We start from the raw sequence: 25265 nt of genomic DNA on the forward strand, positions 1-25265 counted from the left end.
GAGGGCTGGACTCGGTGCCTTCAGTCGGCGACGGGGTCGGCCGGACCGTCGGGCGCGGCCAGGGTGGAGAGAATGAACGCCGCCCGCTCCGCCACCGAGACCTTCGGCACCAGCACGACCTCGTATCCGAGCGTGGGGTAGAGGCGCAGCAGGCGATCATACTCCGCCACGGCAGCGGACAGGTCATGCCGCCGCTCCGGCTCGGTGACGTAGATCTCGGGCCAGGGCGGCGTCAGGAAAACCTGCCGGTGATAGCGGTGACAGAGGGACAGGTCCGCCAACGGGGCGTCGTCGCCCGTGGCCTGCGCCAGCGCGGCGGCCGCGTCGATCAGGCCCCGGTCGAAGAACACCCAGGCGCCGGGGGCTTGCGATGCGGCGGCCCGATCGTCCAGGGCCATCGCCACCGCCCGGCGCGCGAAGGCCGCGAGATCGACCCAGGGCAAGGCCGTTCCGCCGCGCTGCTCCTCCGCGCGGATGATGCGGCGCCCCGGCTCCTCGACGATCGCGTACCCACGCCGCGCCAACGCGGCCAGCACCGTGGACTTACCGCCCCCCGAACACCCCGAGATCACAACAAACCGAGTCATCAGGTTTCCCTTCCGCGATCACACCGCCGGATCAAGCACCGCGAACGCAGCCCCGTTACCGTCCCGTCGCCCAAGGGTCAAGGGTCGGAGCGGCCGCCGCCTTGAACGCGCCCACATCGCGCGTGGCGACCGCGCACCCGTGGGCGCTGGCGATGGCCGCGATGTATCCGTCCGGTGTCGGAAACCCCTGACCGGCGGCGCGGGCCGCCACGGCAAGATCGGCATAGTGACAGGCGGCCTCTGTATCGAAAGGCAGGATCCGGCCCTCGAACAACCCAAGCAGCCCGTCGAACATCCCGGCGAGGGCGTGCCTACGCTGCCCCTCGGGCAAGGCGCGAATGCCGAACAGCAGTTCCGCGACGGTCACACTGGACAGAAACAGCGTCTCGGCCGCCTGGGCATCCAGTCAGTCGCGCACGGCCGGGGCAGGCGCGGGCTTCATCGCCTCGGACACAACGTTCGTCTCCAGGACGATCATTCAAAGCCCAAGGGCGCGGCGGGTGTCCTGTCGCGCCCTTGATCCATAGCCTCGACATCGGCATCCGTCACCCCGGCATCGCGGCTCAAGGCCGCCAGCGCCGATCCGATGCGAAGGCGATCGGCCGGACGAACCGCTGCCTCCAGAATGCCGCGCATTTCGGCTTCGGTGCTACGGCCATGCTGGGCCGCGCGAACCTTGAGGGCGCGGTGTGCCTCCGCCGACAGATTGCGAATGGTGACAGCGGGCATCGGATCGCGCCTCCATCCATGTGATTGCACTGCTATCAGCATGATAAGCCTGCCATCGTCCAGCACGTACAGACGGCGACGAGAACCACGAAGGCCATACGTGGCCATCCCAGATCGAACGCAAAAAGGGCCCGCCGGCGGCAACCGACGGACCCTTTAGATTTACGCCCCAGGGTCACCCCCGGCAAGGCAGCGGCCTCCGCCGCGTCACCCCATGGCGGCCTTCAGGCCCTCGTCGAGCTTGTCGAGGAACTGCTGGGTGGTCAGGTACGGCTGATCCTTGGAGATCAGCAGCGCCAGGTCCTTGGTCATGAAGCCGGCTTCGACCGTCTCCACGCACACGCGCTCCAGCGTCTCGGCGAAGCGCACCACCTCGGGCGTGCCGTCGAACTCGCCGCGGAACTTCAGGCCCCGGGTCCAGGCGAAGATGGAGGCGATCGGGTTGGTCGACGTCTCCTGCCCCTTCTGATGCTGGCGGAAGTGGCGGGTGACGGTGCCGTGCGCCGCCTCGGCCTCGACCGTCTGGCCGTCCGGCGTCATCAAGACGGAGGTCATCAGGCCCAGCGAGCCGAAGCCCTGCGCCACGGTGTCGGACTGCACGTCGCCGTCGTAGTTCTTGCAGGCCCAGACGAAGCCGCCTTCCCACTTCATGCAGCAGGCGACCATGTCGTCGATCAAACGATGCTCGTAGGTGATGCCGGCGGCGTCGAACTTGTCCTTGAACTCGGCGTCGAACACCTCCTGGAACAGATCCTTGAAGCGGCCGTCATAGGCCTTCAGGATCGTGTTCTTGGTCGACAGGTAGACCGGCCAACCCCGGTTCAGGCCGTAGTTCATGCAGGCCCGGGCGAAGCCGCGAATGGAGTCGTCCAGGTTATACATGGTCATGGCGACGCCTGCGCTCGGGAAGTCGTAGACCTCGTGCGTGATCGGCGCGCCGCCGTCGTCGGGCGTGAAGGTGACGGTCAGCTTACCCTTGCCCGGCACCGTGAAGTCGGTGGCGCGGTACTGGTCACCGAAGGCGTGACGGCCAATCACAATCGGTTGCGTCCAGCCCGGCACATAGCGCGGCACGTTGCTGCAAATAATCGGCTCGCGGAAGACGGTGCCGCCCAGGATGTTGCGGATGGTGCCGTTGGGGGAGCGCCACATCTTCTTGAGGCTGAATTCCTCCACCCGCGCCTCGTCCGGGGTGATGGTCGCGCACTTCACGCCGACGCGGTGCGTCTTGATCGCCTCGGCGGCGTCCACGGTGATCTGGTCGTCGGTCTCGTCGCGCTTTTCGATGCCGAGATCGTAGTACAGCAGCTCGACATCCAGGTACGGCAGGATCAGCTTGTCCTTGATGAAGGCCCAGATGATGCGGGTCATCTCGTCGCCGTCCAGCTCCACGATCGGATTGGCGACCTTGATCTTGCTCATGACGGGGGCTCCTCTTGCTTCATTCGCGCCCAGGCGCCACCGCCGCCGGATCGGACCGGGCGGGCGCACGGGCCGCGCAGGATTGTCACCGAACACCGCCGGCGACGGCGGGACGGATCCATCCCGGTCAGCGCGGCGGCTCATGTCCGCGGGGGAGCGCCCCCTGGGGAAAGTGAGGCCGGCCCGGGGCGAGCGCGGCGGGGCCCTCAGGACGAAGGCCCGGAAACGGACGGCGGAACCATAGCAACCCCGCCGGTGAAGGCAAGCCCGGAGTGGTATCGCCGAGTCCGCATGTCGGGCTCCCGCCCCCGCCCTACCGGGCCGGGGCGAAGCAGGCGGCGACGAGTTGACGGAACGCCTCGGCCCGATGGCTCATGGCGTGCTTGGCTGCGGGCTCCATCTCGGCGAACGTCTGCGCGTGACCGTCCGGTTGAAAGATGGGGTCGTAGCCGAAGCCCTTGGCGCCGCGCGGCGGCCAGACCAGATCGCCGTACACGTGCCCTTCGAAGGTCTCCACATGCCCATCCGGCCAGGCGAGGGACAGCGCACAGGTGAAGTTGGCGCGGCGATCCCGGGTGCCGCCCAGTTCGCGGTTCACCCGGCTCATGGCCAGGGCGAAATCGCGGTCGGGTCCGCCCCAGCGCGCCGAGTAGATACCGGGGGCGCCCTCCAGCGCGCGCACCTCTAGCCCGGAGTCGTCCGCCAGCGCGGGATGGCCGCTGGCCTGCGCCGCCGCCCTCGCCTTCAGTTCCGCGTTGGCGATGAAGGTGGTTCCGGTTTCCTCCGGCTCCGGCAGGTCAAGGTCTCCGGCCGACACGACGCGGGGGCCGCCCAGGGGCGCCAGCAGATCGGCAATCTCCCGGACCTTGCCGGGGTTGTGGCTGGCGACGACCAGGGTGCCGTGGTCGAAGCGGCGGGACGCGGGGCGCGCCTCCGGCCGGGGGGGCATGGTGCCGTGCATGAGCGTCTCCCGATCAGAACTGGAACGGTCAGGCCAGAGCCGCCTCCACCCGCAGGCAGAGATAATGGTATAGGCACTGGTGCGCCTGTTGGATCATCGGCGTGAACGAGGACGGCGCCGCCAGCAGCACATCAGACAGCGGCGCCAGCCGTCCACCGCCGGCTCCCGTCATCGCGATGACCGTCATGGCGCGGGCGCGCGCCGCCTGCGCCGCCGCCACGACGTTGGCCGAGTTGCCGCTGGTGCTGATCGCCAGCAGCACCCCACCGGAGCCGCCGAACGCCTCCACTTCCCGCGCCAAGAGGCTTTCGAACCCGACGTCGTTGCTCCAGGCCGTCAGGGTCGCCGTGTTGGTGCCCAGCGCCATCACCGGCAGGCCGGCGCGGTCGAGCAGAAAGCGGGCGGTCAACTCCCCGGCAATGTGCTGCGCGTCCGCCATGGAGCCGCCATTGCCGCAGACCAGCACGGGACGGCGCGCGCGCAGCGCATCCACCATCAGGGTCACCGCCGCCTGCATGGCATGGGTGACGTCGGCGTCCTGCAGGGCGCGCAGCACCGCAAGGCTGTCGTCCAGATACTCGGTCAGGCTGGTCTCGGCCCCCGGGGGGCCGGACGGGGCAGCGTCCATGGGCGAAAGGTCCGATATGACAAGGGACAGAAGGCGCCGCGTCGGGCGTTCGTTCGGTTGTCCCGCTCCGGTCCGTCCAGGTCAAGGCCCGAGCGCGTGACATCCCGCCCTGTATGACCCTAAGGGCGCGTGCCCGGTCAGAAGTCCGGCCCTTCCGGATCGTCGCTGACCTCCAGGTTGCCGAAGCGCGTGTAGAGACCGTCGAAGAACAGGCGCACATTGCCGATGGGACCATGGCGCTGCTTGGCGACGATCACCTCGGCCACGTTATGGGCCTTGTCGCAGCGCTCCAGCCATTGCTGGTGGCGCTCCATGTACTTGTCCTCGGTCTCTTCGGCCCGGCGCATGGGCTCCGCACGTTCCAGGTAGTACTGCTCCCGGAACACGAACATGACAACGTCGGCGTCCTGCTCGATGGAACCGGATTCACGCAGGTCGGCGAGCTGCGGCCGCTTGTCCTCGCGCTGCTCCACGGCGCGCGAGAGCTGCGACAGGGCGATGACCGGGACGTTCAGCTCCTTGGCGAGCGCCTTCAGGCCGCGCGTGATGGCCGAGACCTCCTGCACGCGGGAATCGGCGTTGGCCAACTTGCCCGCGCTCATGAGCTGGAGGTAGTCGACCACCACCAGCGCCAGACCGTGCTGGCGCGCCAGCCGCCGACAGCGGGTGCGCATGGCGGAGACGGTCAGGGCCGGCGTGTCGTCGATGTGCAGCGGGATCCGGTTCAGGTCCTGACTTTCGACCAGCAGGCGGTCGAAGTCCTCATTGGACAGCTCGCCGGTGCGAATCTTGTGCGAGGACACCTCCAGACGCTCTGACAAAATACGGGTGGCGAGCTGTTCGGCGCTCATTTCCAGCGAGAAGAAGGCGACCGCCTTGCCCTTGAACTCCTCGTCGGCTTCGTCAAGGCAGTACTTGGCGGCGTTGAAGGCAATGTTGGTCGCCAGCGCGGTCTTGCCCATGGACGGGCGCCCGGCCAGGATCAACATATCCGACGGGTGCAGGCCGCCCAGCTTGCGGTCCAGGTCGACCAGACCGGTCGTCACGCCGGCCAGCCGGCCCTCACGGCGGTGGGCGGCCTCCGCCATCGTCAACGCGCCGCGCAGGGCGGAGGAAAAGTCCGTCAGACCGCCATCGTACTGCCCATGGGTCGCCAGATCGTACAGGCGCTGCTCACCCGCCTCGATCAGATCGGTGGCGTTGATCTCGATGTCGTTGTCGTGCGCCTCGTTGACCATGTCGGTGCCGAGGCCGACAAGCTGACGCCGCAGGTAGTAGTCATGGATCAGCCGCGCATAGTCGGTCGCGTTGATGATCGTGACGACGGAGCCCATCAGCGTCGCCAGATAACGCGCCCCACCCAGATCGGCCAGGGCGTCGTCCGACTCCACATAGGGCTTCACGGTGACGGCGTTGGCGACCTGATTGCGCTCGATCAGGCGCTGGCAGACGTCATAGATCAGGCTGTGGGCCGGGTGCGTGAAATGCTCCGCGCGGAGATACTCACCGGCCCGTTCCAAGACCTTGTTGTTGGACAGCAGCGCGCCGAGAAAGGCCTGCTCGGCCTCCAGGCTGGCGGGGGGCGGACGCAGACCGGCGCTGGCGCCGGCCTCGTCGCGCGTGGGATTGAGGGACGTGGACATGGCCGGAGCATAGCGCCTTGCCCGCGTCCGACGAAGAGGGGTCGCGGATCCAAGCCTGTGAATCCCGGGGATAACGGAGGCGCGGAACCGGATCGGTGTTATTCGGCGATCCGTGATCGCACAGCGGGCTTGATCGGCCGGATCAGACAGGTCACCACCCGTTCAGCCATGGCGAGACTGACATCCGGATGCTTTTGAAGGTAGGCGCCTACGGTCGCGCGCCACGCCTGCTCTTCCGTCGCAGAGACCGACAGTGCGAAAGCATGCACGCGCTCCACGAGGGTTTGATCGTCCTCCGGGGTGGCCCCCCGCTCCAAAGACCGCTCCGGTGTCCGCCGCGCGCGCCCTTTGGGTGTCTTCGGTCTCGGCTCGATGTACGGCATGGATCCATCCCCCTCCAAGGATGTCCGCGTCGTGCACGACGTACACAGACGGGATCTTCGGTTCCAGGATAGCCGTCCGCGAGTGCTCTACTTTTGGACCTCACGAATCATATAAGAAAAGATGAGACACCGAAAAGGTGTGCCGTCGATGTGTACAGGCTGCAGCTATATGTATACCAACGACGGAAGCGATACGGGTCAAAAACGCATGCCTTCGACCGCCCCTGAATTGTTTCGGATGGGGTCGACTAAACCATATGGCGCCGTTTCGATTTCGTTTCAATGTGCCGCACTCTGCGCATGGCGGGGACCGCTCCCCCCGCGCGGTGTGCGACTCGACACGCTCCGGGGCCATGTGGCCCCGGGACCCGCCGCGCAAAGATCTAGCCCCGGGACTGATACAGCGGCTTGAGGTCGGCCCACTGCACCGTCGGACGATCCGGCTCCGGCTCGGTCAGGGGCTCGACGACCCGCAGCCCCCTGCGGCAGCGCTGCGCCAAGTCCTGATACTGCCGCGTGCCCTCCGTCTTCCACGCAAATTCCGCGTCGGTCACCGCCCGGATCACCTTGCCCGGCACGCCGGCGATCAGGGAACGCGGCCCAAACGTGCTGCCCGCCTTCACGAAGCACTGCGCGGCCACAATGCTTTCCGGCCCGATGACGGCGCCGTCCATCACCACGCTGTTCATGCCGACGAGCGCCCCGCGCCCCACCCGCGCGCTGTGCAGGATGGCGCCGTGGCCGATATGGCCGTCCGCCTCCACCACGGTGTCCGTGTTCTGGAACCCGTGCATGGTGCAATTGTCCTGGATGTTGCTGCCCTCCTCCAGGAGGATACGGCCGAAGTCGCCCCGCAGCGACGCGGACGGCCCGACATAGACGCCGGCCCCGATCTGGACGTCCCCGATCAGAATCGCGGTGGGGTGGATAAAGGCCGTGGGGTGCACGACCGGGATCAGGTCTTCGAAAGCATACACGGGCATGGGCTCGGCTCTCCGGGTCCGTCGGATCGGGGTCCGCGACGACGGGGCGGACCGGTTCCATCCGCCACCGTATGGTTCCCGCCATGGTGACGGCGGACGCCCGGCCGGGCAAGGGAGAACACACCGATGACCGACTGGACCCCGCCAGACTGGACCCCAAGCGACTATCTTGCCTTCGCCGACCATCGCCTGCGCCCGGCCCTGGACCTGCTGGCCCGCGTACCGCTGGAGCGGCCGGCCCATGTCGTGGACCTGGGGTGTGGCACCGGCACGCTGACCCGCCACGCCCGCACCCGCTGGCCCGACGCGGCGATCCTGGGCGTGGACGCCTCCCCCGCCATGCTGGCGCGAGCGCGCGCCGAAAGCGCCCCGGATATCGCCTGGGCCGAGGCCGATATCGCCACCTGGACCCCACCGCGGGAGGCTCGCCCCGATGTCCTCTTGTCCAACGCCGCCCTGCACTGGCTGGGGGATCATGACCGCCTGTTTCCGCGCCTGCTGAGTCTTCTGGCGCCGGGGGGCGTGCTCGCGGTGCAGATGCCGCGGAATTTCGATCGCCCCTCGCACGCCCTGGTCAAGACCGTGGCAGCGGACGGCCCCTGGGCGGACCGGTTCGCGGACCTGATCGCGCGCCCCGCGCCCGTGGACCCACCGGACGCCTACGCGGCGCGCCTGCTGGCGGCCGGCGCGGCGGACCTGGCGCTGTGGGAGACGGACTACCAGCAGATTCTCCCGGGCGGCCCGGAGACCATCGCCGACGTCACCCGCTCGACCACGCTGCGGCCCTGGCTGGCCCGCCTGGAGGATGATCCCACAAAGCGCGATGCCTTCCTCGCGGCCTACCGCGCGCGGGTGGCGGCGGCCTACACAGCGTTGCCGGATGGGCGCACCCTGTTCCCGTTCCGCCGGCTGTTCCTGATCGCCACGCGGCCCGACGCCTGACCGACCGACGCCTGACCGACGGTCGCCGTCCCCTGGCGCTACCCTGGCAGCGCGGGCACCGCCAACGCGCCGGGCAGGATCCCCGCCGTCATCGCGTACAGCAGCACCGGAACCGTCAGCACCGACAGAACCGTGGTCGCGAGGATGCTGGCCGAGGCCCGCTCGGTCCACACATCGTACTGCTGCGCGATCACGAACACGTTGGTCGCGGTGGGCAGGGAGGCCATCAGCACGGCCGTCGCCGTCCAGACCGGATCGAACGGCCCGACCAGGGACAGCCCCGCGAGCATCAGCGCGGGGTGGACCACCAGCTTCACCGGCACGATGTAGCCCAACGCGGCCGGCACCCGCGTGAGCGGACGCAGCACCAGCGTAACCCCCATCGCGAACAGGGCGCAGGGCGCCGCCGCCCCCGCCAGCGTATCGATCATGCGGCTCAACGGGCCGGGCGGCACCAGGCCCAGGAACGCCGTCGCCACCCCCAGCGCCGTCGCCACGATGAACGGATGCGTCACGATCTGAATCACCACATCGCGCGCCACCCGCCACGGCGGGCGCGCCTGCTTCCCGGCCAGCGCCATCAGCGCCGGCGCGAGCGTGAAGTGCATAACGTTTTCAAAGCAGAAGATCAGCGCGACGGGCACAGCCGCGTCCGGACCGAACACCAGCAGGGCGAGGCCCGGCCCCATGTAGCCGATGTTGCCGTAGCCGGCCGCCAGAGCCTGCACCGTGGCCTCATCACCGCGTCCGCGCGTGGCCACCATCGCCACGCCGAACGTCAAAGCCAGGACCACGAACGTCATCCCGACATTCGTGAGGATGAAGTCCCAGCGTGTCAGCGTCTCCACCGGCGTCTTGGCCAGCAGGCTGAAGAACAGCGCCGGCAGCGCCAGATAGACGACGAACGTGTTCAGCCACCCAAGCTCGTTCAGCGGCAGCCGCTTCAGCCGCCCCAGAACCGCACCCAGCGCGATGAGACCGAACAGCGGAAGAATAAGTCCGATAACGTTTAACATGAGCCCCGGTCATCGTGGCGGCCACCCGTTGAAACACGCACCTCTCACCATAAACGGCGAAAAAACGTTGGCGCAAAGGCGCGCCGACCACAACGGGATTCTCGGACCTTTGGCGCTCCGAGGGGACCGGTCCCCCTCCTACACACTTCGTCCAGGTGGGCGTTCCTTCACCATCGTGGTATTCTGTAACCGATGTGTCATGCTTTTTAGTTCGCGGGAGACGGCCCGGGTCCAAACCCGAGCCCAGAGGCAGAGCGGCGGGTCGCGAACACCGCGTGTGTGGCCGCACCTGGACCCGGAGGACACAGGCCTCGCCGCGAGGGGACAAGGCTCGGGTGGACATACACCGGTCGAAGAAGGAGCCGTGGGACACGTCCGGCGCGGCCGCCTCCTGGTATAGCGGGGGCGATCATCCGGCCGCGCGCCGTTCCTGTTCTATGGCCTGGACCGAGACGCTGTCGGTCCACTCGCCCACGCTGGATTTTCACCATCAGATCCTGCTGGGCTGCCTCAACCGGATGATGGACCTCGGAGAGGACTGGCGCGGCTGCCTGCCGGCGGTGCGGCGCGAGTTGGCCGTTCTGGCGCGCTACGCCCAGATCCATTTCTTTGTCGAGGAACGGGTCTTGGCCCGCGCCAACGCGCCGGCGACCATCCTTCAGGCGCACCACGACAGCCACCAGCGCCTTCTCGCCTGGCTGATGGAGACAGACCGGGCGTTCAAGGCCGATCCCAGCACGGTTCCGTTCCCGTCGATGGTGCAGGCCCTGACGCAGTGGCTCACACGCCATATCGGCAAGGAAGACCGGGCGCACGTGGGGGCCGTCATGCGGCGCCACCCGGAGATTGAGGCGGAGATCCGGCGGTGCCGGTACGCACCCATCACACACCGATTGAACCTCGGTCGGCCGGACGCCCCGCCAGACCCCGCCGACCGGCGACCGCTCTTGGGCCGCCACGCCGCCATCGCGGAGGGCGACGTCGGGCGCGCCTATTTCCTGTCGCGCGCCCTACGCGACCAGGGCATGAGTGTCTCTCAGGCACGCGATCTTGCAACCGCCAGCGCCCTCATCGAGACCGAGACCCCGGACCTGCTGTTCCTCGACTGGACGCTACCCGGCGCCACACCGCTGGCCCGGCGGGTGTACCGGACCACCGAAACGGCGGTGGTGGCGTGCCATTTCGGCAACCCATTGGACATATTGGATGCGTGCGAGGGCGCCGGTGTCGCCAACATCCTCGGCTATCCCTGCCGCGTCGCCGACATCGCAACGGCCGCCCAGACCACGCTCGACGCCGCCGTACCGCTGCGCGCGCTCGTGCTCGAACGGGCGCCGTGACAGCCGGCCGGGATCGGAACGCGGAACCGGCAGCGATCACGCGACGCCGTAGTTCTCGCCGTGAATGTAGGTGTCGCGATCGCGGAGATCCTGCGACAGCTGGCGATGAATCGCGCTGTGAAGGTCGCGCATCGAGACCATGGCCACGACGCGGTCATCCTCCACGATCGGCAGATGCCGGAACTTGTGCGCCTGCATCAGGCCCAGCGCCTCGAACGCGGTCGCATCCGGTGGCAGCGAGTAGGGATCGCGCGTCATGATCTCGTCCGCGCGAACGACGGCCGGGTTGCGGCCCTCTGCGACGATGCGGCCGGTGATATCGCGCTCGGTCACGATCCCGACCAGACGTTTGCCATCCATGACCAGCACCGCCGCGACCCGGTGGGTGGTCATCGCCACGGCCACGTCGCGTGCCGTCGCCTCTGGGGCGACGCTGATCAGCACGCTCATGTTTACAATGTCCGGCACGAGCTTCCGAAGCATACGGAACCCTCCCCATCGCTGGAACGTGGCTGCGAACGCCCGTCCCGTTTGGTCGTGCGCGTGACCCGGATCGGGTGTATCCGGGCGCGGATCGTCGAAACGCCGGACCGCCCACACACCGTCCTTAACGCATCGGTTGTCCGGATGGTAAGTCCGTCTTGACGAGAGAGGAGTATAGACTGTGTTGCGGGGTCGGACAATGCGGCGTTGGCGGCCCACGCCCGCTCGGTTTCCGACCAATGGAAACCATCGGGTTTCGGTTCGGGCGGGCCCCTACCGCCGTCGCTCGGGGTCGGACACCACGTGGGTGCCGGGCGCCGGCAGGGCCCCATCGTTCTGTGCCGCCACGCGGCCGAGCTGCGCCTCGCGGTACAGGATATACAGGGCCGAGACGATGATGATCCCCGCCCCCACGAAGGTCCAGACGTCGGGCAGTTCCCCGAACGCCAGGATCCCGATCAGGGTCGCCCACACGATCTGGCTGTAGTCGAAGGGCGTGACCAGCGTGGCCTCGCCCTCCCGGTAGGCGCTGACCGCCAGGAACTGGCCCAGGCTGGCCGTCCCACCGATGGCGACCAGGACGACCCAGGTCAGCGGCTCCGGCCACTGCCAGACCCAGAGCGCGGGACCAAGCGTGATGACCACGGCCCCGGTCACGAACCACATCAGAATGGTCAAGGGCCGCTCGGTCCGGGACAGCAGCTTGACCAGCGTCATGGCCGTCGCGACCAGGGCGGCCGACGCCAGCGCGGTCAGGGCGTTGAGGTCCAGCGCGGCCGTATCGGGCCGCATGACGATCAGCACACCGGCAAAGCCCACCGCGGTCGCCAGCCCGCGCCGCCACCGCACCACCTCGCCCAGGATCAGAATGGCCAGCAGAATCATGAACATCGGGCGGGCATAGGTGATCGACACCGCCGTCGCCAGATCCATGTGCGTGATGGCCTGAAACAGGCAGAACATGGCCAGGATACCGATCGCGACCCGCAGGGCGTGGAGCCCCGGCCGTCGGGTGCAATAGATCGCCAGCCCCTCGCGGCGAATGAACGGAAGCAGGGCCATAAGGCCGAACAGGCAGCGGAAAAAGACGATCTGGAAGGTGTGCAGCTCCATCCCGGCCATCTTGATCATGCCGTTCATGACCGAGAAGCAGAAGGCGCTGAGCAGCATGAACAGGCTCCCGCGGGCATTGCCGGACAATGCCCGCCACCAGGAGGCAACGGCAGGCGGCACGGGTTGACCTTTCGCGAGGAACGCGCAGCGTATGCGGCGAACGTTGGTGTGCAGTCGATTAGAGTAACGGGTTCCTTCCTCGGCGCGGCCCGAAAGCGACGCGCTGCGCATCAGGGCTGCCATGCAGTGCGCGCATAATCAGATGTGCGGACAGCGCGCGCGTCCCGGTCCGTCGTCAGGCGGGCCGCGCCTGCGAGGACAGCGCGCCCGTACGGTCCCGATCCTCCGACGCCACGGTCCCCGCGATGTCCGGGCGGTCGCCGACCGCCAGGGCCATCCGGTTGCGTCCCGTCCGCTTCGCCTCATACAGGGCGTCGTCGGCCGCCTTCAAGGCGTCGTCGAAGGCCGCGTGCCGCGCCATGGCCGTCAGGCCAAGACTCGCCGTCACGGGCAGCGGACCGGTCGCGGTCGCGAAGGGTTCCCGGTTGATCGCAGCCAGGATCCGCCGCGCGGCGACCATCCCTTCCGTCACCGTCGCATGCGACACAATGACGGCGAACTCCTCGCCGCCGAGCCGGGCGACCGCGTCCGTCTCCCGCACCACATGGTGCAGCCGCCGGGCGACCTCGATCAGGACTTCGTCCCCGACGTCGTGGCCATGGGTGTCGTTGATCGCCTTGAAATGATCGAGGTCCAGCATGATCAAGGCCGCGTCGCCGCTGTACCGGTTCAGGTCCGCCATGTAGTCGCTCGCCGACAGCATGAACGCCCGGCGGTTCTTGAGCCCGGTCAGGGGATCGTGGAGGGCAAGGTAGGCGGCCTCGTCGAGCAGCTTGCGGCTGCGCTCGGACTCCCGCACGAAGCGTTCGCGCACCTGATTGTAGAACCAGGCCACATGCGCCGCGTCGGTTTCCTCGTCCACCTCCACCGGGGTCGAGAAATCCCCCATGGCGCCCTGCTGCGACAGCTGGTTCAGAAGATCGAGCATGGCCGTGCCGGCGCCGTGCTCCGCCACGTTCAGCCCGATGCGTTCGTCCTCGGGCGAAACCCGGTAGGCGATCCAGACGCTCGTCACCGCCATGAACACCCAGGCGACCACAAACGCGAACACCGGAATGACCACCGCGCCCAGCATCTGCACGGCCACCCACGCCAACCGTCCGCCCAAGACAGGCGGAATATGCTCCGGCGTGGCGAACAGCGGCAACATCACGGTACCGAGGACGCCAGCGAACAGGTGAACCGGAATGGCGCCGACCGGGTCGTCGATGCCAACGCGCTCCAGCACCCCCAGCCCCCAGACGGCCACCAGGGCCCCCATGGCGCCGATCGCCATCGCGCCGAGGGGCTGCACCACCGAACACCCGGCGGTGATCGACACCAGTCCGCCCAGCATACCGGTGAGGATTTCGGTGGCTTTCGGTTTGCGCCGCCACAGCATGGCCCAGGCCAGGACGGCGACAATGCCGACCGCCGCGCCGACGCCCGTGTTGACCAGGATCAGCGGCACCTGATGCTCAAAGTCCTTGGCCGCGCCGCTGTTGAATCCGAACCAGCCGAACATCAGCAGAAAGGCGCCCAGGGCGGAGAGCGCGAGGTTGTCACCATCGATGGTGCCGCTCGGACGGGTGCCGTCAAACCGCCCGAGGCGCGGCCCAATGTGCAACACCGCCGCCAGCGCGATGGCGCCCCCCACGGCATGCACCACGGTGCTGCCCGCAAAGTCCAGGAAGCCCAGCTCCGCCAGCCATCCGCCCTGGCCCCAGGCCCAGTGGCCGCTGACGGGATAGACCAGCACACTCATGCAGATGGCCAACAGAAGATAACCACCGAAACTGGTTCTCTCCGACACCGCGCCGGACACGATGGTGATCGCGGTGCCGCAGAACATGGCCTGAAACAGCGCCACCAGCAGTTCGGAGGCGTTACCGGTCACCATGACCGAGGCCCCGTGACCAAGCAGTCCGAACCAACTGGCCCCGAACATCAGACCGTTGCCGATGAGCATGAAGAACACGATCGTGGTGCCCAGGTCGGCGACGTTCTTGATCGCCACGTTCACAGAGTTCTTGCGGCGGACCATGCCCGCCTCGTAGCACGTGAACCCGGCCTGCATGAGCAGCACCAGGAACGTGGACAGCGCAAGCCAGATCATGTGTTGGTCGGACATGGATAAACTGCCTTACAAAGTGGCAGCAGAAGGCGCGTGCCCAAAAAAGGGCGCCTCCCATCGCGGAATGTCAACCTAGACACATGGACTGTGACAATACGCATATTTGTATCGTTTACAGAACACTCTAAAAACGGATATCACCCCACCGTCGGACCGGGTCCAAGCCGGCTGGCCGCCAACCGTACGGTTGCCGTGGTGCCGCGCCCCGGCACGCTGTGCAGATCGAAGACACCGCCCAGCGCACCCACCAGCGTCTTCACGATCGTCAGCCCGACGCCGGCGTCATGCGATTCGCCGGCAGCGCTCCCCTCCCGGCTGGCGGACGGTATCAGCATGCGGCGGATACGGCCGGCCGCCGCGCCCCCGCCCCCGGTATCCCCGACCTGCAGCAGCAAGCGCTCCCGATCCAGCCGCAGGGACAGGTCGACCCGACCGCCCGCCGCGGTAAAGGCCAGGGCGTTGGCGATCAGATTGTGCAGAATGTGCCGGATGGCGGCGCCGTCCGCGCGCAGGGAACGCCCCGTCAGCGCCTCATCGACCTGAAACCCGAGCGTCACGCCGGCGGCCGTCGCGTCCGGCAGTGCGCGCTGGATCACGTCGGCAGCGAGGGCACGCAGGTCCACGCGCCCCCGTGCCCCCCGGTGACCGGACGCGGCGGGCCGCGCGATGTCGGGCACCACGGCGAACACTGCTTCCATATGGCGCCCCGCCGCGACGATCCCGTTTGCGACGTCGCGCTGTCCGGGGGTGAGGCGCCCCGCCGCCCCCTGACCGAGCGCCTCGGCGGATTCGATGATGGTGTTCAGCGGTGTCCGGAGTTGCTGGCTCATCGCGCCCAGGAACCGGTCTTTTTCCGCGCTGGCATGCTCGGCGTGCGCCGCCGCGCGGCTCAGGGCCGCGACCTGCGCTTGATCCGCCGTGGTATCGACGAGCATGCCGGTCAGCCCGGTCACGATGCCGGTGACCTCGTCGCGCATGACGGTCTTGATGACGCGCGCGTGTCCGCGCGTGCCGTCCGCATACGAAACCGCCATGTCGCGCGTGCAGGGATCGGCCGAGCCTGTCTCGGCCTCCGCCAACAGAGCGCGGTCGTGGTCCTCATCGACCAGCGCGGTGACCCCGATGATTTCCGAGGCCATGCGCCCCACGACATCCATCCGGGACCGGCCGAGCACCCGCGCGGCATGGCGGACGTTGCTGGCCGTAAACCGCAGATCCGTGTCCTTGATGTAGACGGGTACGCCGAGGGCGTCCAACAGGGTCAGGGCGTCCCACCGTGTCTGCACCGAAACCGCATCCATACCGTCCGCCGCCATGGCGTCTCCCCTTTCCGCCCGGCGCACACACGCACGACCAAGGCCAGCCAAACCAACGCCTTAGTCCGGGTGGCACCGCCATCCCGAACCGGCATTGTTCAGCATGCCTGAAGCAATACACACACGGCTAGAGGGGATTACGCTTTTGCCCGCGATTCGATCGCGCGACACCCGTTCCAAGGGATGTATCCCTTTGGAGGAGACGGAGGAGACAGAGGACACGGCACGCCGGGACACCGCTCGAAGCGACCGGCGCGGACCGATCGGATCAGACGGGCGGCATCAGCCGGTAGGCCTTCAGGCGCGCCATGATCGGCGTGTCATAGGCCGCCGGTACGGGCGTGCGGTCGAACAGCCAGTCCATGATGTTGGCGTCCGGTTCTTCAAGCAGCGTTTCGAACTGATCGAGTTCGGACGGGCTCAGATCGGCCAGGAACTCCTCGGCGAAACCACCCAGGATCAGGTCGGTCTCCTTCATGCCGCGCAGCTTGGCGCGGTAGAGAATACGTTTACGGCGATCGTCCATGGAGTGCTCCAGGCGGTAGGATGACGGCGCATCCCTGCGGCCCGTGTTATACGAGATCCAAACGCCCCTGTCAGCACACCGACCGGTTCCGCCCTCCGCCATGCGCCCCGAACTGCTCTACCCCCTGTTCCAGCCCGTCGACTCCCTCAAGGGGGTCGGATCCCGCGTTGCCCCCCTGGTCCACAAATTGGCCGGGCCGAAGGTCGTGGATGTGCTCTGGCACCTGCCGACCGGCGTCATCGACCGGCGCTACCGCCCCACGGTGGCGGAGGCGATCCCGGGCAAGGTGGCCACCCTGGTCCTGACCGTCGACGAGCACCGGGCGCCCCCGCCGGGCAGCCGGGCGCCCTACCGCGTGGCGGCGTCCGACGCGACCGGCACGCTGACGCTGGTCTACTTCCGCGCGGGCCGAGACTACATGATGAAGCTGCTGCCCCCGGGAGAGCAGCGCGCCGTCAGCGGCCGGATCGAGGTGTTCAACGACCTGCCGCAGATGGCGCACCCGGACCATGTGGTGCCGCTGTCGGAGCTGGCCTCGATCCAGACCATCGAACCGGTCTATCCAATGACGCAGGGGCTGGCCCCGCGCGTGCTGCGCAAGATCGTGCTGGCGGCGCTGGCGGCCGGGCTCAAGGTCGCCCAGGGCGCGCCCGAGTGGCTCGACCCGACCCTGGTGGCGCGGCGTGGCTGGCCCACCTGGGGCGATGCCCTGCGCGCCGCCCATGAGCCCGCGGACGACGACGCGGTGTCGCCGCTGTCCCCGGCGCGACAACGGCTGGCCTACGACGAGCTTCTGGCCACCCAGCTCGCCCTGTCGATCGCGCGCGCCAAGATGCGCGCCCGGCCGGGCCGCCCACGCGAGGGGGACGGCGCGATGCGCGCCGCCGCGCTGGCGGGCCTGCCGTTCGCCCTGACTCGCGCGCAGAGCACGGCGTTGGACGAGATCGCCGCCGACATGGCCCGCCCCTCGCGCATGCTGCGGCTGCTTCAGGGCGACGTGGGCAGCGGCAAGACCGTGGTGGCGTGGCTGGCCATGCTGATCGCGCTGGAAACCGGCGCCCAGGCGGCCCTGATGGCGCCGACGGAGATCCTGGCCCGCCAGCACATGGAGACCCTCACCCCGCTCGCGGAGGCCATCGGCGTCCGAATCGCCCTGCTGACGGGACGCGACAAGGGCAAGCCGCGCGAGGAGACCCTGGCCGCGCTGGAGGCCGGCACCATCCGCGTCATCGTCGGCACCCATGCACTGTTTCAGGACGACGTGCGGTTCCGCGACCTGGGACTGGTGGTCATCGACGAGCAGCACCGCTTCGGCGTGGACCAGCGCCTTGGCCTGTCCAGCAAAGGGCCGGACGCGGACGTGTTGGTGATGACGGCCACGCCGATCCCGCGCACCCTGACGCTGACGCACTACGGCGACATGGACATCTCGCGCCTGGACGAGAAGCCGCCGGGGCGCCAGCCGATCGAGACCGTGGTGCTGCCGACCCAGCGCCTGCCCGACGTCATCGCGGCCATCCAGCGCGCCATCGCGGCCGGCAACAAGGTCTATTGGGTCTGCCCGCTGGTCGCCGAATCCGAAACCGACGACGTCGCGGCGGCCGAGGGCCGGTATGAGGACCTCCGCCAGATCCTGGGCGGGCGCGTCGGTCTGGTGCACGGGCGCATGAAGGCGGCCGAGAAAGACGCCGTCATGGAGCGCTTCGCCGGCGAGGGCGTCGACGTGCTGGTCGCCACCACGGTGATCGAGGTGGGGGTGAACGTGCCGGCCGCGACGGTGATGGTGATCGAGCACGCCGAGCGGTTCGGGCTGGCACAGTTGCACCAGTTGCGCGGCCGCATCGGGCGCGGCTCGGCGAAGTCCACCTGCCTGTTGCTCTATCAGGGGCCGCTGGGGGAGATCGCCCGGGACCGCCTGCAGGTGATCCGCACCACGGAAGACGGCTTCGTCATCGCCGAGGAGGACCTGCGCCTGCGTGGCGCCGGGGAAGTTCTGGGCACCCGCCAGAGCGGCCTGCCGAACTTCCGGCTTGCCGATCTGGCGGCGCACGCCGACCTGCTGGACACCGCGAGCGCCGACGCCCGCCTGATCCTGGAGCGCGACCCGGACCTGACGACCCCGCGCGGTCAGGCCCTGCGGGTGCTGCTGTACCTGTTCGAGCGGGACGCGGCGGTGCGGACGGTCCGGTCGGGTTGACCGGCGCGCCGCCCTACCGATCGCGCCCGATCCGGTGCCCACACCCGGCCCCCCTATCCTGCCACCACATCCGGCGACACCGGGAACCAACCCAGCACACCGGCGTAAGAAAACGTAGGTGTACGCTTTAATGTGCCGCTCACCAGAGCAACACCAACTTTTTAATAGGCCAAAAGGATGGGTCAATAAACGTACAAAAAAAGAACGTTTCGGCCTCAACTCACCAATGAGCCGATATCGACGCCCCTCCTCCATTCGGATGAGAGTGCTCTTGAACCACGCCCAACACTAAAAATATTGAGCGGAACATTCGATTCACGTGTTGATCTCCGCCGATTGTGTTGAACGCATGCCTCGCGCGCTTCGGGTGCGATCGATGACTCGGCCAGGCGCCAGCGCGCCGACACGGTGACACCGCGCCGGAGACACCGAGCGTCGCTCTCGGACGTGCGAAGGGGACCGCCGCGCCTGCTACGGCAGGACTTTGCCGGGATTGAAGCGGCCGTCCGGGTCGATGGCCCGCTTGACCGCCCGCATCATGTCGAGTTCCACCGGGCTCTTCAGGCGGGCCAGCTCGCCCACCTTGATCCGGCCCACGCCATGCTCGGCGGCGATGGAGCCGTCCATCTCCGTCACGATGTCGTGCACGATCCGGTTCATGGCGTCCCACTGGTCGAGGTAGGCCGCTTTGTCCATCCCCTCGGGCTGGGTCAGGTTGTAGTGCACGTTGCCGTCGCCCAGATGCCCGAACGGACAGGGCCGCAGGCCCGGCATGGCTTCGGTCACGGCCTGATTGGCGCGGGCGATGAACGCCGGAATGTCCGAGACCGGCAGCGACACGTCGTGCTTGATGGACCCGCCCTCGAAGCCCTGCGCCTCGCTCATGGATTCACGCAGGCGCCACAGGGCGTCGCGCTGGTCCAGGCTTTCGGCCAGCACGGCATCGTCGACCAGTCCGCGCTCGAACGCCTCGCCGAGCAGCCCCTCCAGGTCATCGCGGACCCCGCCCGCGTCCCCGGCGCCGGGCCGCGCGCTCGACAGTTCGATCAGCACATACCAGGGCCAAGGCGCCTCCAGCGGATCGGCGCAGCCGGGCATGTGCCGACAGGTGATCTCGATCCCGAACCGGGGCATGAACTCGAACGCGGTCACGCCGTCGCCGGACCAGGCGCGGGCGTGGCGCAGCAGGGCGGTGACGTTGTCCAGGCTGGACAGGCCGCAGAACGCCGTGGCGGTCGCCACCGGCTTCGGGTACAGCCGCAGCGTCGCCGCCGTCACCAGGCCAAGCGTGCCCTCGGACCCGATGAACAGGTGGCGCAGTGCGTAACCCGCGTTGTCCTTGCCCAGGCGGCGCAGGCCGTTCCAGATACGCCCGTCCGGCAGCACGACCTCCAGCCCAAGCACCTGCTCGCGCGTGTTGCCGTAGCGAAGCACCCCCGTGCCCCCGGCGTTCGAGGCGATGTTGCCGCCGATCTGGCAGGAGCCCTCGGCGGCAAGGCTGACCGGGAACAGGCAGTCGGCCGCCTCGGCCTCCGCTTGCAGGTCCGCCAGGATCACACCCGCCTCGACGGTCACGGTCAGGTTCACCGGATCCAGATGCCGGATCCGCCGCATGCGCGCGGTCGAGATCACCACCTCGCCGCCGTGCTCGAACGGGACATTGCCGCCCACCAGACCCGTGTTGCCGCCCTGGGGCACCACCGGCACACCAGCGGCGTGACAGGCGGCGACGACGGCGGCGGTTTCCTCGGTCGTGGCGGGCTTGACGACGGCGCGGGCGCGACCGTGAAACAGGCCGCGCGGTTCCACCATGTGGCTGGCCATCGCCTCGGGCGTGGCCAGGACGGCCTTGTCGCCCACGATCTCGACGAAACGGGCGATCAGCGAATCGGTGTTGGCCTCGGCCGGCGCGGTGGTGGGAACGGTCATGCGGACTCCCTGAACTGGTCGCGGGCAATGCCCTGGGCATACAACAGCGCGGTCAGGTCGCCATGACGCACGACGACCCGCGCCACTTCGGCCACGGCGGGCCGCGGCCGGAACGCCACGCCCAGCCCCGCCGCGTGCAACATCGGAATGTCGTTGGCGCCGTCGCCGACCGCGAGGGTCCGCCCCATCGGCAGCCCCAGCCTCCCGGCCTCGGCCATCAGCGTGGCCAGCTTGGTCTGGCGGTCGCGCACGGGCTCGATCACGCGGCCGGTCAGGTGGCCGTCCACGATTTCCATATCGTTCGACACATGGTCGTCGAAGCCGCAGAGGTCCAGAACCTTGCCGGTGAAATAGCGGAACCCGCCCGAGACCAGCAGACAGCGCGCCCCGTTCGCCTTCATGGTCGCGACCAAGGTTTGCGCGCCGGGCGTCAGGCGGGTGTGCGCCCAGGTCTCGGCCAACGCGGACTCAGGCAGCCCCGCCAGCATGCCGACGCGCTCCCGCAACGCCGCGGCAAAGTCCAACTCCCCATTCATGGCGCGCGCGGTAATGCTGGCGATGGCGTCGCGCAGGCCGGCGTGGGCGGCCAGATCGTCGAGCGTCTCCGACGTCACCATCGTGGAGTCCATGTCGGCGATCAGCAGCGCCTTGACGCGATCAGCATCCAGCCGCTGCGCGATGGTGTCCACGGGGCGGTCGCCCAGCGCAATACGGGCCGCGCCGTCCGCCTGTTCGGGCGCCAACCCGGCGAACGCGATGTCGCAGGCCTCGCCCTCCGCCAGCCAGCGGGCGCGGTCGCCCTCCGCCCCCAGCCGCTCCAGGGCGGCGCGCACGCTGTCCACAGCAGCCGGCGTCAAGGCGTCACTGCCGGCGGCGGCGACCAGCGTCAGGACACCGTCCAACCCCCGCGCACCGGGAGACGGATCGTCGTCACCCGGCATGACAACGGAACGCGGCGCGGAGGCGGACGCGGACGGGGTATCCATGAATGGCGGCTCCGATGGTCGGCTCACGTGCAGGCCGGCGACCTTTAGCCCGGAACCGGGGTCGATGGCAACGCGGTGGTGGGGTGTCGAACCGTCACGCGGCCGGACGCCACCGCCTCGGGCCGCGTCAGCACGGCCGAGAAGGCATAGCCCCGGTACAGCGGCTTCAGCGCGACATGGGCGCGCCCTTCCGCGTCGATCTCCCGGAGATAGGCGATCAGCTCCGGCCGGAACTGGACGTGAAACAGCCCGAGCCACCAGTACAGCACCGACCGGAACCAGCGCGGCAGGCCCGCCTGATCGCCGAAATCGACGATGTGGATGCGCCCACCCGGCCGCACCAGATCCAGCGCGTGATCGATCGATTCGCGCCAGGGCGGGATCATCGAGAGGCTGTAGGAAAACACGATGTGATCCAGCGGCCGGGTCAGGCCGAACAGGGCCACCGGGTCGAAGTCCTGCGCCAGCGCGTGAGCCACCGGCACCTCGTCCGCCAACTCAGCGCGGGCCAGTTTACCCCGAGCCGTCTTCAGCATCTCGGTGCTGGCGTCGAGCCCCATCAGGTCGGCGCGCGACCACGCCCGGGCCATCTTGACGAGATTGCGGGCCGTGCCGCACCCGACCTCGCACACCGTCTCGCCCTGGGCCGCGCCGAGATCGGCGATCAGTTCGTCCCGTCCGAGCAGGTAGTACTTCCGGGTCAGGTCGTAAATATGCCGCTGCTGCCGGTAAATCCGGTCCATCAGGTCGCGGGCATCCATCGGTTTGCGCGCTCCCGATCAGTTCGGGCGGCGGATGTACAGATGGAAGCCGCCGTAGATCGACGCCCGGTCGTGGCGCGACCGCTCCCGGCAGTCCTCCACGTCGTGGTCCCACACCGACAGCAGATCCGGCGTCAGCTTGCCGTTGAGTGGACTGTCCTCGCCGGCGGTGCGGAAGATGACGCGCGCGCCCGGCTTGGCCGTCCGTACGATCTGCGCCCACAGGGCGTTCATCTGACGCTCGTTCATCCAGTCCTGTGCGTCGAGCAGGACGTAGCCGTCCAGGCTTTCCGCCGGCTGGTTCGACAGCCAGTCGGTCATGGAGGCATGATGGATCGTCACCCGCTCCGACAGATCGCGCAGCAGCTCGTAGTTCTCGCGGCGGAGATAGCGCGGCACGGCCTTGCGATAGTGGCGGTCATAGCCGCGCCCGAACGCCTGCCAGGCGAAATAGTTCTCTTCGATCGGATAGTCGCAGGCCAGCCGCTCCAACCGATCGCGCAGCAGCTTGGAGATATCGCCGTTGGACGCCGCCATCAGGGACTGGAACTGCGCCGGCGGAATGCCCAGGCCGTACAGAGTGACCGGCATACCGCACAGGGCGCGCACCAGCTTCTTCTCGAACAGCGGCGAGATGGTCGCGTCAAAGATGGCGCGCTGTTCCTCCGGCGTGCGCACGGCCAGCAGAACGCGCGGGTTCATGCCGTGGATGCGGGCAATCGTGTGCACCGACCCGATGAACCGGCCCAGCAGCCCGAACTTGTAGATGTTCTTGGTGAAGTAATTGATGCGCCGGCCGTGCAGCGGCGTCCACGCCGTCCAGTAACGGCGGGTGTGCTCGTCGAGGTGCGGCAGCAGGTAGCGGACGAAGGCGCGGCGGTTGCCCCGCTCGTCCGCGTGACCGAAGAAGCGGAAATAGGTTTCGTGATCCGGGAAGTGGGTCAGGGCCGCCAGCTTCAGCCGGCTCAGCGCCACATGCGCCGGATTGAGATCCACCGCGTCGATGCGCGCCGGGCTTTCGGTCAGGTAGTTCAGAACGTTGCAGCCGCCGGACGCGATGGTCACAATACGCTTGTCGGCCGTCAGCTCCAGCGCGTCCAGGTCGACCTCCGGGTCCTCCCAGATCTGCGGGTAGACGAAGCCCCGGAACATCAGGGTGAACAGCCGTTCGAGCGCCCCATCCTTCGATATCGGCCGGCTGTTGTGGACAGCGGCGTTGAGCAGGGCGTTCTTCTTCATGGCGACGGGGTTCCACACGGGTCAGGGGCGCAAGATCAGGGACCGGCCCCGCGCCGGGACGGCGGGGGCGGGTCGGTGGGCGGCGCATCCTACTGTCTTTCGAACGGCGGCGAAACCGGATTCCTGTCGCCGCCGACGCACCACGCCTATTGGGCTTTGAACGTCGGCTTTCTCTTGGATTTGAAGGCGTTGACGCCCTCGACGTAGTCGGCGGTCGACAAGAAATCGTAACACTCGTCCAGTTCGCTGGGCGAGACCGGGTGCGGGGTGACGAGCCGCCGGATGAACCGCTTGTGCCACCGGGCGACCAGCGGCGCGCCCTGACCGATACGGTCGATGACCCCGGTCATCGTCTCGTCAAGCGCCTCCGGCTCCACGGCGTAGTTGATCAAGCCGGCCTGATACGCCCAGGCGGCATCGTGGATCTTGCCCTCCAGCAGGATCTCGGCGGTCCGGGCGGCCCCGATCAGACGCTGAATGCCCTCGATCTCCGGATAGGCCATCACCACCGAAATGCGGGAGATGGGCACGCCAAAGCGCGAGCGCGTCGTCGCCACCCGCAGGTCGGCCTGAGCGGCCAGTTCCAGGCCCCCGCCCACACAGGCGCCATCGATGCGCGCGACCACCGGAGCCGGGCATTCGCGCACGGCCCTTAGAGCGCGGCGCATAACCACGTCATACTCCTTGGCCTGCCGCGCGGTGGCGCGCACGGTATCGAACTCCCCGATGTCCGCCCCGGCCGCGAACGCTTTGCCGGCGCCCTGAAGAACCACCGTGCGCAACCCCGCATCCTCGCCCAGCGCCTCGAACGTCTCAGCCAGGCCCTGCCACATCGGCAGGTCGAGTGCATTCAGCTTGTCCGGCTTGTTCAGGGTGACGGTGGCGACGAGTCCGGAGTCGGAGCGACTGGTCAGAATGGCATGGGCGGACATGAGACATTCCCTGCGGTGAACGGCCCCCCCCTCGGGTCGGGCCACGGGAGAATTGCGATCGCGCCCTTATAGCCGCTAAACAAGGGGCAATCGACGTAGAATTCCCGTCATTCCGCCCCCAAAATCCAACCTCGACCCCCTCCCCCACCCTCCAGCCCGGAGCATCGCGCATGAGCGCCGCCGCCTCCCCCGCCCCTTCCCTTCAAGACACTCGGCAGACCCGACACAAGGACGCGGGCCGTTTGATCGCGCGCATCCTGCTGGAAACGGGCGCGGTCAACTTCCGGCCGCAGGAGCCGTACACGCTGACCGCCGGCTGGGCCAGCCCGGTCTATATCGATTGCCGCCGCCTGATCTCGTTCCCGCGGGCGCGTCGGCGCATCATCGCGCTGGCCAAGGACCAGCTGGAGCGGGACGCCGGGTTCGAGGTGTTCGACGCCGTCGCGGGCGGCGAAACCGCCGGCATCCCCTACGGCGCGTGGCTGTCGGATGCGCTCGACCTGCCCATGCTGTACGTGCGCAAAAAGCCGAAGGGCTTCGGCCGCATGGCCCAGATCGAGGGCACGTTCAAGGAAGGCGCGCGGGTGCTGCTGGTCGAGGATCTGGCCACCGACGGCGGCTCCAAGCTGACATTCTGTGACGCGCTGCGCAGCGCCGGGGCCGACGTGTCCCATGCCTTCGTGGTGTTCTTCTACGGCGTGTTCCCGGGCGCCCTGAAGTCCCTGGAAGAGGCCGGCGTCACCCTGCACTTCCTGGCCACCTGGTGGGACGTGCTGGAGGAGGCGGAAGCACAGCACGCCTTCCCCCACGCCGCCATCGAGGGCGTGCGCGACTTCCTGCACGATCCGGTCGGCTGGTCGGAGCGCAACGGCGGGCGGGGCGCGGGCGCCTAAATCACACCACGGTGAAGGCGGCC

24 protein-coding genes are annotated in these 25265 nt (G+C 68.3%); 4 read left to right on the plus strand and 20 right to left on the minus strand.

Annotated features, from left to right (window positions below):
* Positions 1-20: 20 nt before the first annotated feature.
* The 9 genes from GGD82_RS05625 to GGD82_RS05665 all read right to left on the minus strand — a co-directional run bounded on the left by GGD82_RS05625 (position 21) and on the right by GGD82_RS05665 (position 7336).
* Positions 21-587, minus strand: coding sequence for an AAA family ATPase (locus GGD82_RS05625; protein WP_150062374.1), 567 nt, complete (start codon positions 585-587; stop codon positions 21-23).
* Between the two features lie 55 nt (positions 588-642).
* On the minus strand, positions 643-993 hold the full coding sequence (locus GGD82_RS05630; protein WP_375782116.1) for a PIN domain-containing protein: 351 nt from the start codon (positions 991-993) through the stop codon (positions 643-645).
* Between the two features lie 68 nt (positions 994-1061).
* On the minus strand, positions 1062-1316 hold the full coding sequence (locus tag GGD82_RS05635; protein ID WP_150062373.1) for a FitA-like ribbon-helix-helix domain-containing protein: 255 nt from the start codon (positions 1314-1316) through the stop codon (positions 1062-1064).
* A gap of 207 nt (positions 1317-1523) precedes the next feature.
* Positions 1524-2738: an NADP-dependent isocitrate dehydrogenase gene (locus tag GGD82_RS05640; RefSeq protein WP_150062372.1), complete on the minus strand. Its 1215-nt coding sequence runs from the start codon at positions 2736-2738 to the stop codon at positions 1524-1526.
* Between the two features lie 313 nt (positions 2739-3051).
* Positions 3052-3699, minus strand: coding sequence for an RdgB/HAM1 family non-canonical purine NTP pyrophosphatase (gene rdgB, locus GGD82_RS05645; protein WP_246163876.1), 648 nt, complete (start codon positions 3697-3699; stop codon positions 3052-3054).
* Between the two features lie 28 nt (positions 3700-3727).
* Positions 3728-4327, minus strand: coding sequence for a D-sedoheptulose-7-phosphate isomerase (locus tag GGD82_RS05650; RefSeq protein WP_150062371.1), 600 nt, complete (start codon positions 4325-4327; stop codon positions 3728-3730).
* 137 nt (positions 4328-4464) lie between these two features.
* Entirely contained in the window at positions 4465-5970 is a 1506-nt protein-coding gene (locus tag GGD82_RS05655; RefSeq protein ID WP_150062370.1) for a replicative DNA helicase, read from the minus strand.
* Positions 5971-6068: 98 nt separating this feature from the next.
* Positions 6069-6353 carry a hypothetical protein gene (locus GGD82_RS05660; RefSeq protein WP_150062369.1) on the minus strand — a complete coding sequence of 95 codons (285 nt, stop codon included), beginning with the start codon at positions 6351-6353 and terminating at the stop codon, positions 6069-6071.
* Positions 6354-6736: 383 nt separating this feature from the next.
* Positions 6737-7336: a phenylacetic acid degradation protein PaaY gene (locus GGD82_RS05665; protein WP_150062368.1), complete on the minus strand. Its 600-nt coding sequence runs from the start codon at positions 7334-7336 to the stop codon at positions 6737-6739.
* A 126-nt stretch (positions 7337-7462) separates the two neighbouring features.
* On the opposite strand from GGD82_RS05665, the gene GGD82_RS05670 reads away from it, so the two are divergent.
* Positions 7463-8278: a methyltransferase domain-containing protein gene (locus GGD82_RS05670; protein WP_150062367.1), complete on the plus strand. Its 816-nt coding sequence runs from the start codon at positions 7463-7465 to the stop codon at positions 8276-8278.
* A gap of 38 nt (positions 8279-8316) precedes the next feature.
* Here GGD82_RS05670 and GGD82_RS05675 read toward each other — a convergent pair whose 3' ends face one another.
* The gene (locus tag GGD82_RS05675; RefSeq protein ID WP_150062366.1) at positions 8317-9294 is read right to left on the minus strand and encodes an AEC family transporter; all 978 of its coding nucleotides are present in this window, start codon (positions 9292-9294) and stop codon (positions 8317-8319) included.
* A gap of 437 nt (positions 9295-9731) precedes the next feature.
* Between GGD82_RS05675 and GGD82_RS05680 the strand changes: the two genes are divergently transcribed.
* Positions 9732-10634, plus strand: a complete 903-nt coding sequence (locus GGD82_RS05680; protein WP_150062365.1) for a hemerythrin domain-containing protein — start codon at positions 9732-9734, stop codon at positions 10632-10634.
* A 36-nt stretch (positions 10635-10670) separates the two neighbouring features.
* Here GGD82_RS05680 and GGD82_RS05685 read toward each other — a convergent pair whose 3' ends face one another.
* From GGD82_RS05685 to GGD82_RS05705, 5 genes are all read right to left on the minus strand, one after another.
* Positions 10671-11117: a CBS domain-containing protein gene (locus GGD82_RS05685; RefSeq protein ID WP_150062364.1), complete on the minus strand. Its 447-nt coding sequence runs from the start codon at positions 11115-11117 to the stop codon at positions 10671-10673.
* A gap of 273 nt (positions 11118-11390) precedes the next feature.
* A complete protein-coding gene (locus GGD82_RS05690; RefSeq protein WP_150062363.1) occupies positions 11391-12473 on the minus strand; it encodes a DMT family transporter in 1083 nt (360 codons plus the stop codon).
* Positions 12474-12525: 52 nt separating this feature from the next.
* Complete coding sequence (amt, locus tag GGD82_RS05695; RefSeq protein WP_150062362.1) at positions 12526-14460, minus strand: ammonium transporter; 1935 nt, start codon at positions 14458-14460, stop codon at positions 12526-12528.
* Between the two features lie 140 nt (positions 14461-14600).
* Positions 14601-15779, minus strand: coding sequence for a sensor histidine kinase (locus GGD82_RS05700; RefSeq protein ID WP_150062361.1), 1179 nt, complete (start codon positions 15777-15779; stop codon positions 14601-14603).
* Positions 15780-16047: 268 nt separating this feature from the next.
* Positions 16048-16305: an FAD assembly factor SdhE gene (locus tag GGD82_RS05705; RefSeq protein WP_150062360.1), complete on the minus strand. Its 258-nt coding sequence runs from the start codon at positions 16303-16305 to the stop codon at positions 16048-16050.
* Positions 16306-16405: 100 nt separating this feature from the next.
* Here GGD82_RS05705 and recG point away from each other — a divergent pair, with 100 nt between their 5' ends.
* A complete protein-coding gene (gene recG / locus GGD82_RS05710) occupies positions 16406-18502 on the plus strand; it encodes an ATP-dependent DNA helicase RecG (protein ID WP_150062359.1) in 2097 nt (698 codons plus the stop codon).
* 471 nt (positions 18503-18973) lie between these two features.
* On the opposite strand, the gene GGD82_RS05715 is transcribed toward recG, so the two are convergent.
* The 5 genes from GGD82_RS05715 to GGD82_RS05735 all read right to left on the minus strand — a co-directional run bounded on the left by GGD82_RS05715 (position 18974) and on the right by GGD82_RS05735 (position 24349).
* Positions 18974-20431: an FAD-binding oxidoreductase gene (locus GGD82_RS05715; RefSeq protein ID WP_150062358.1), complete on the minus strand. Its 1458-nt coding sequence runs from the start codon at positions 20429-20431 to the stop codon at positions 18974-18976.
* Entirely contained in the window at positions 20428-21333 is a 906-nt protein-coding gene (gene serB / locus GGD82_RS05720) for a phosphoserine phosphatase SerB (RefSeq protein ID WP_150062411.1), read from the minus strand. Before serB ends, GGD82_RS05715 begins: the two co-directional genes overlap by 4 nt.
* A 128-nt stretch (positions 21334-21461) precedes the next feature.
* Entirely contained in the window at positions 21462-22178 is a 717-nt protein-coding gene (locus GGD82_RS05725) for a class I SAM-dependent methyltransferase (RefSeq protein ID WP_150062357.1), read from the minus strand.
* An 18-nt stretch (positions 22179-22196) separates the two neighbouring features.
* On the minus strand, positions 22197-23417 hold the full coding sequence (locus tag GGD82_RS05730) for a BtaA family protein (protein WP_150062356.1): 1221 nt from the start codon (positions 23415-23417) through the stop codon (positions 22197-22199).
* A gap of 146 nt (positions 23418-23563) precedes the next feature.
* Positions 23564-24349 carry an enoyl-CoA hydratase/isomerase family protein gene (locus GGD82_RS05735; RefSeq protein WP_150062355.1) on the minus strand — a complete coding sequence of 262 codons (786 nt, stop codon included), beginning with the start codon at positions 24347-24349 and terminating at the stop codon, positions 23564-23566.
* 170 nt (positions 24350-24519) lie between these two features.
* Between GGD82_RS05735 and GGD82_RS05740 the strand changes: the two genes are divergently transcribed.
* Complete coding sequence (locus GGD82_RS05740; protein ID WP_150062354.1) at positions 24520-25242, plus strand: orotate phosphoribosyltransferase; 723 nt, start codon at positions 24520-24522, stop codon at positions 25240-25242.
* The last annotated feature ends 23 nt before the right edge of the window (positions 25243-25265 follow it).

This window comes from Roseospira marina (assembly GCF_014197855.1).
In the GTDB taxonomy this organism is placed as follows: domain Bacteria; phylum Pseudomonadota; class Alphaproteobacteria; order Rhodospirillales; family Rhodospirillaceae; genus Rhodospira; species Rhodospira marina.

What these genes read in the sequence shown, in the direction of transcription:
- GGD82_RS05700 (WP_150062361.1), bottom strand. Translation starts at nt 15,779, where the DNA reads ATGGCGGCGGACGGTATGGATGCGGTTTCGGTGCAGACACGGTGGGAC.
- GGD82_RS05680 (WP_150062365.1), top strand. Translation starts at nt 9,732, where the DNA reads ATGGCCTGGACCGAGACGCTGTCGGTCCACTCGCCCACGCTGGATTTT.
- GGD82_RS05665 (WP_150062368.1), bottom strand. Translation starts at nt 7,336, where the DNA reads ATGCCCGTGTATGCTTTCGAAGACCTGATCCCGGTCGTGCACCCCACG.
- GGD82_RS05650 (WP_150062371.1), bottom strand. Translation starts at nt 4,327, where the DNA reads ATGGACGCTGCCCCGTCCGGCCCCCCGGGGGCCGAGACCAGCCTGACC.
- GGD82_RS05685 (WP_150062364.1), bottom strand. Translation starts at nt 11,117, where the DNA reads ATGCTTCGGAAGCTCGTGCCGGACATTGTAAACATGAGCGTGCTGATC.
- GGD82_RS05675 (WP_150062366.1), bottom strand. Translation starts at nt 9,294, where the DNA reads ATGTTAAACGTTATCGGACTTATTCTTCCGCTGTTCGGTCTCATCGCG.
- GGD82_RS05660 (WP_150062369.1), bottom strand. Translation starts at nt 6,353, where the DNA reads ATGCCGTACATCGAGCCGAGACCGAAGACACCCAAAGGGCGCGCGCGG.
- GGD82_RS05625 (WP_150062374.1), bottom strand. Translation starts at nt 587, where the DNA reads ATGACTCGGTTTGTTGTGATCTCGGGGTGTTCGGGGGGCGGTAAGTCC.
- GGD82_RS05640 (WP_150062372.1), bottom strand. Translation starts at nt 2,738, where the DNA reads ATGAGCAAGATCAAGGTCGCCAATCCGATCGTGGAGCTGGACGGCGAC.
- GGD82_RS05690 (WP_150062363.1), bottom strand. Translation starts at nt 12,473, where the DNA reads ATGGCAGCCCTGATGCGCAGCGCGTCGCTTTCGGGCCGCGCCGAGGAA.
- GGD82_RS05740 (WP_150062354.1), top strand. Translation starts at nt 24,520, where the DNA reads ATGAGCGCCGCCGCCTCCCCCGCCCCTTCCCTTCAAGACACTCGGCAG.
- GGD82_RS05715 (WP_150062358.1), bottom strand. Translation starts at nt 20,431, where the DNA reads ATGACCGTTCCCACCACCGCGCCGGCCGAGGCCAACACCGATTCGCTG.
- GGD82_RS05735 (WP_150062355.1), bottom strand. Translation starts at nt 24,349, where the DNA reads ATGTCCGCCCATGCCATTCTGACCAGTCGCTCCGACTCCGGACTCGTC.
- GGD82_RS05670 (WP_150062367.1), top strand. Translation starts at nt 7,463, where the DNA reads ATGACCGACTGGACCCCGCCAGACTGGACCCCAAGCGACTATCTTGCC.
- GGD82_RS05730 (WP_150062356.1), bottom strand. Translation starts at nt 23,417, where the DNA reads ATGAAGAAGAACGCCCTGCTCAACGCCGCTGTCCACAACAGCCGGCCG.
- rdgB (WP_246163876.1), bottom strand. Translation starts at nt 3,699, where the DNA reads ATGCACGGCACCATGCCCCCCCGGCCGGAGGCGCGCCCCGCGTCCCGC.
- GGD82_RS05635 (WP_150062373.1), bottom strand. Translation starts at nt 1,316, where the DNA reads ATGCCCGCTGTCACCATTCGCAATCTGTCGGCGGAGGCACACCGCGCC.
- amt (WP_150062362.1), bottom strand. Translation starts at nt 14,460, where the DNA reads ATGTCCGACCAACACATGATCTGGCTTGCGCTGTCCACGTTCCTGGTG.
- GGD82_RS05655 (WP_150062370.1), bottom strand. Translation starts at nt 5,970, where the DNA reads ATGTCCACGTCCCTCAATCCCACGCGCGACGAGGCCGGCGCCAGCGCC.
- recG (WP_150062359.1), top strand. Translation starts at nt 16,406, where the DNA reads ATGCGCCCCGAACTGCTCTACCCCCTGTTCCAGCCCGTCGACTCCCTC.
- GGD82_RS05705 (WP_150062360.1), bottom strand. Translation starts at nt 16,305, where the DNA reads ATGGACGATCGCCGTAAACGTATTCTCTACCGCGCCAAGCTGCGCGGC.
- GGD82_RS05725 (WP_150062357.1), bottom strand. Translation starts at nt 22,178, where the DNA reads ATGGATGCCCGCGACCTGATGGACCGGATTTACCGGCAGCAGCGGCAT.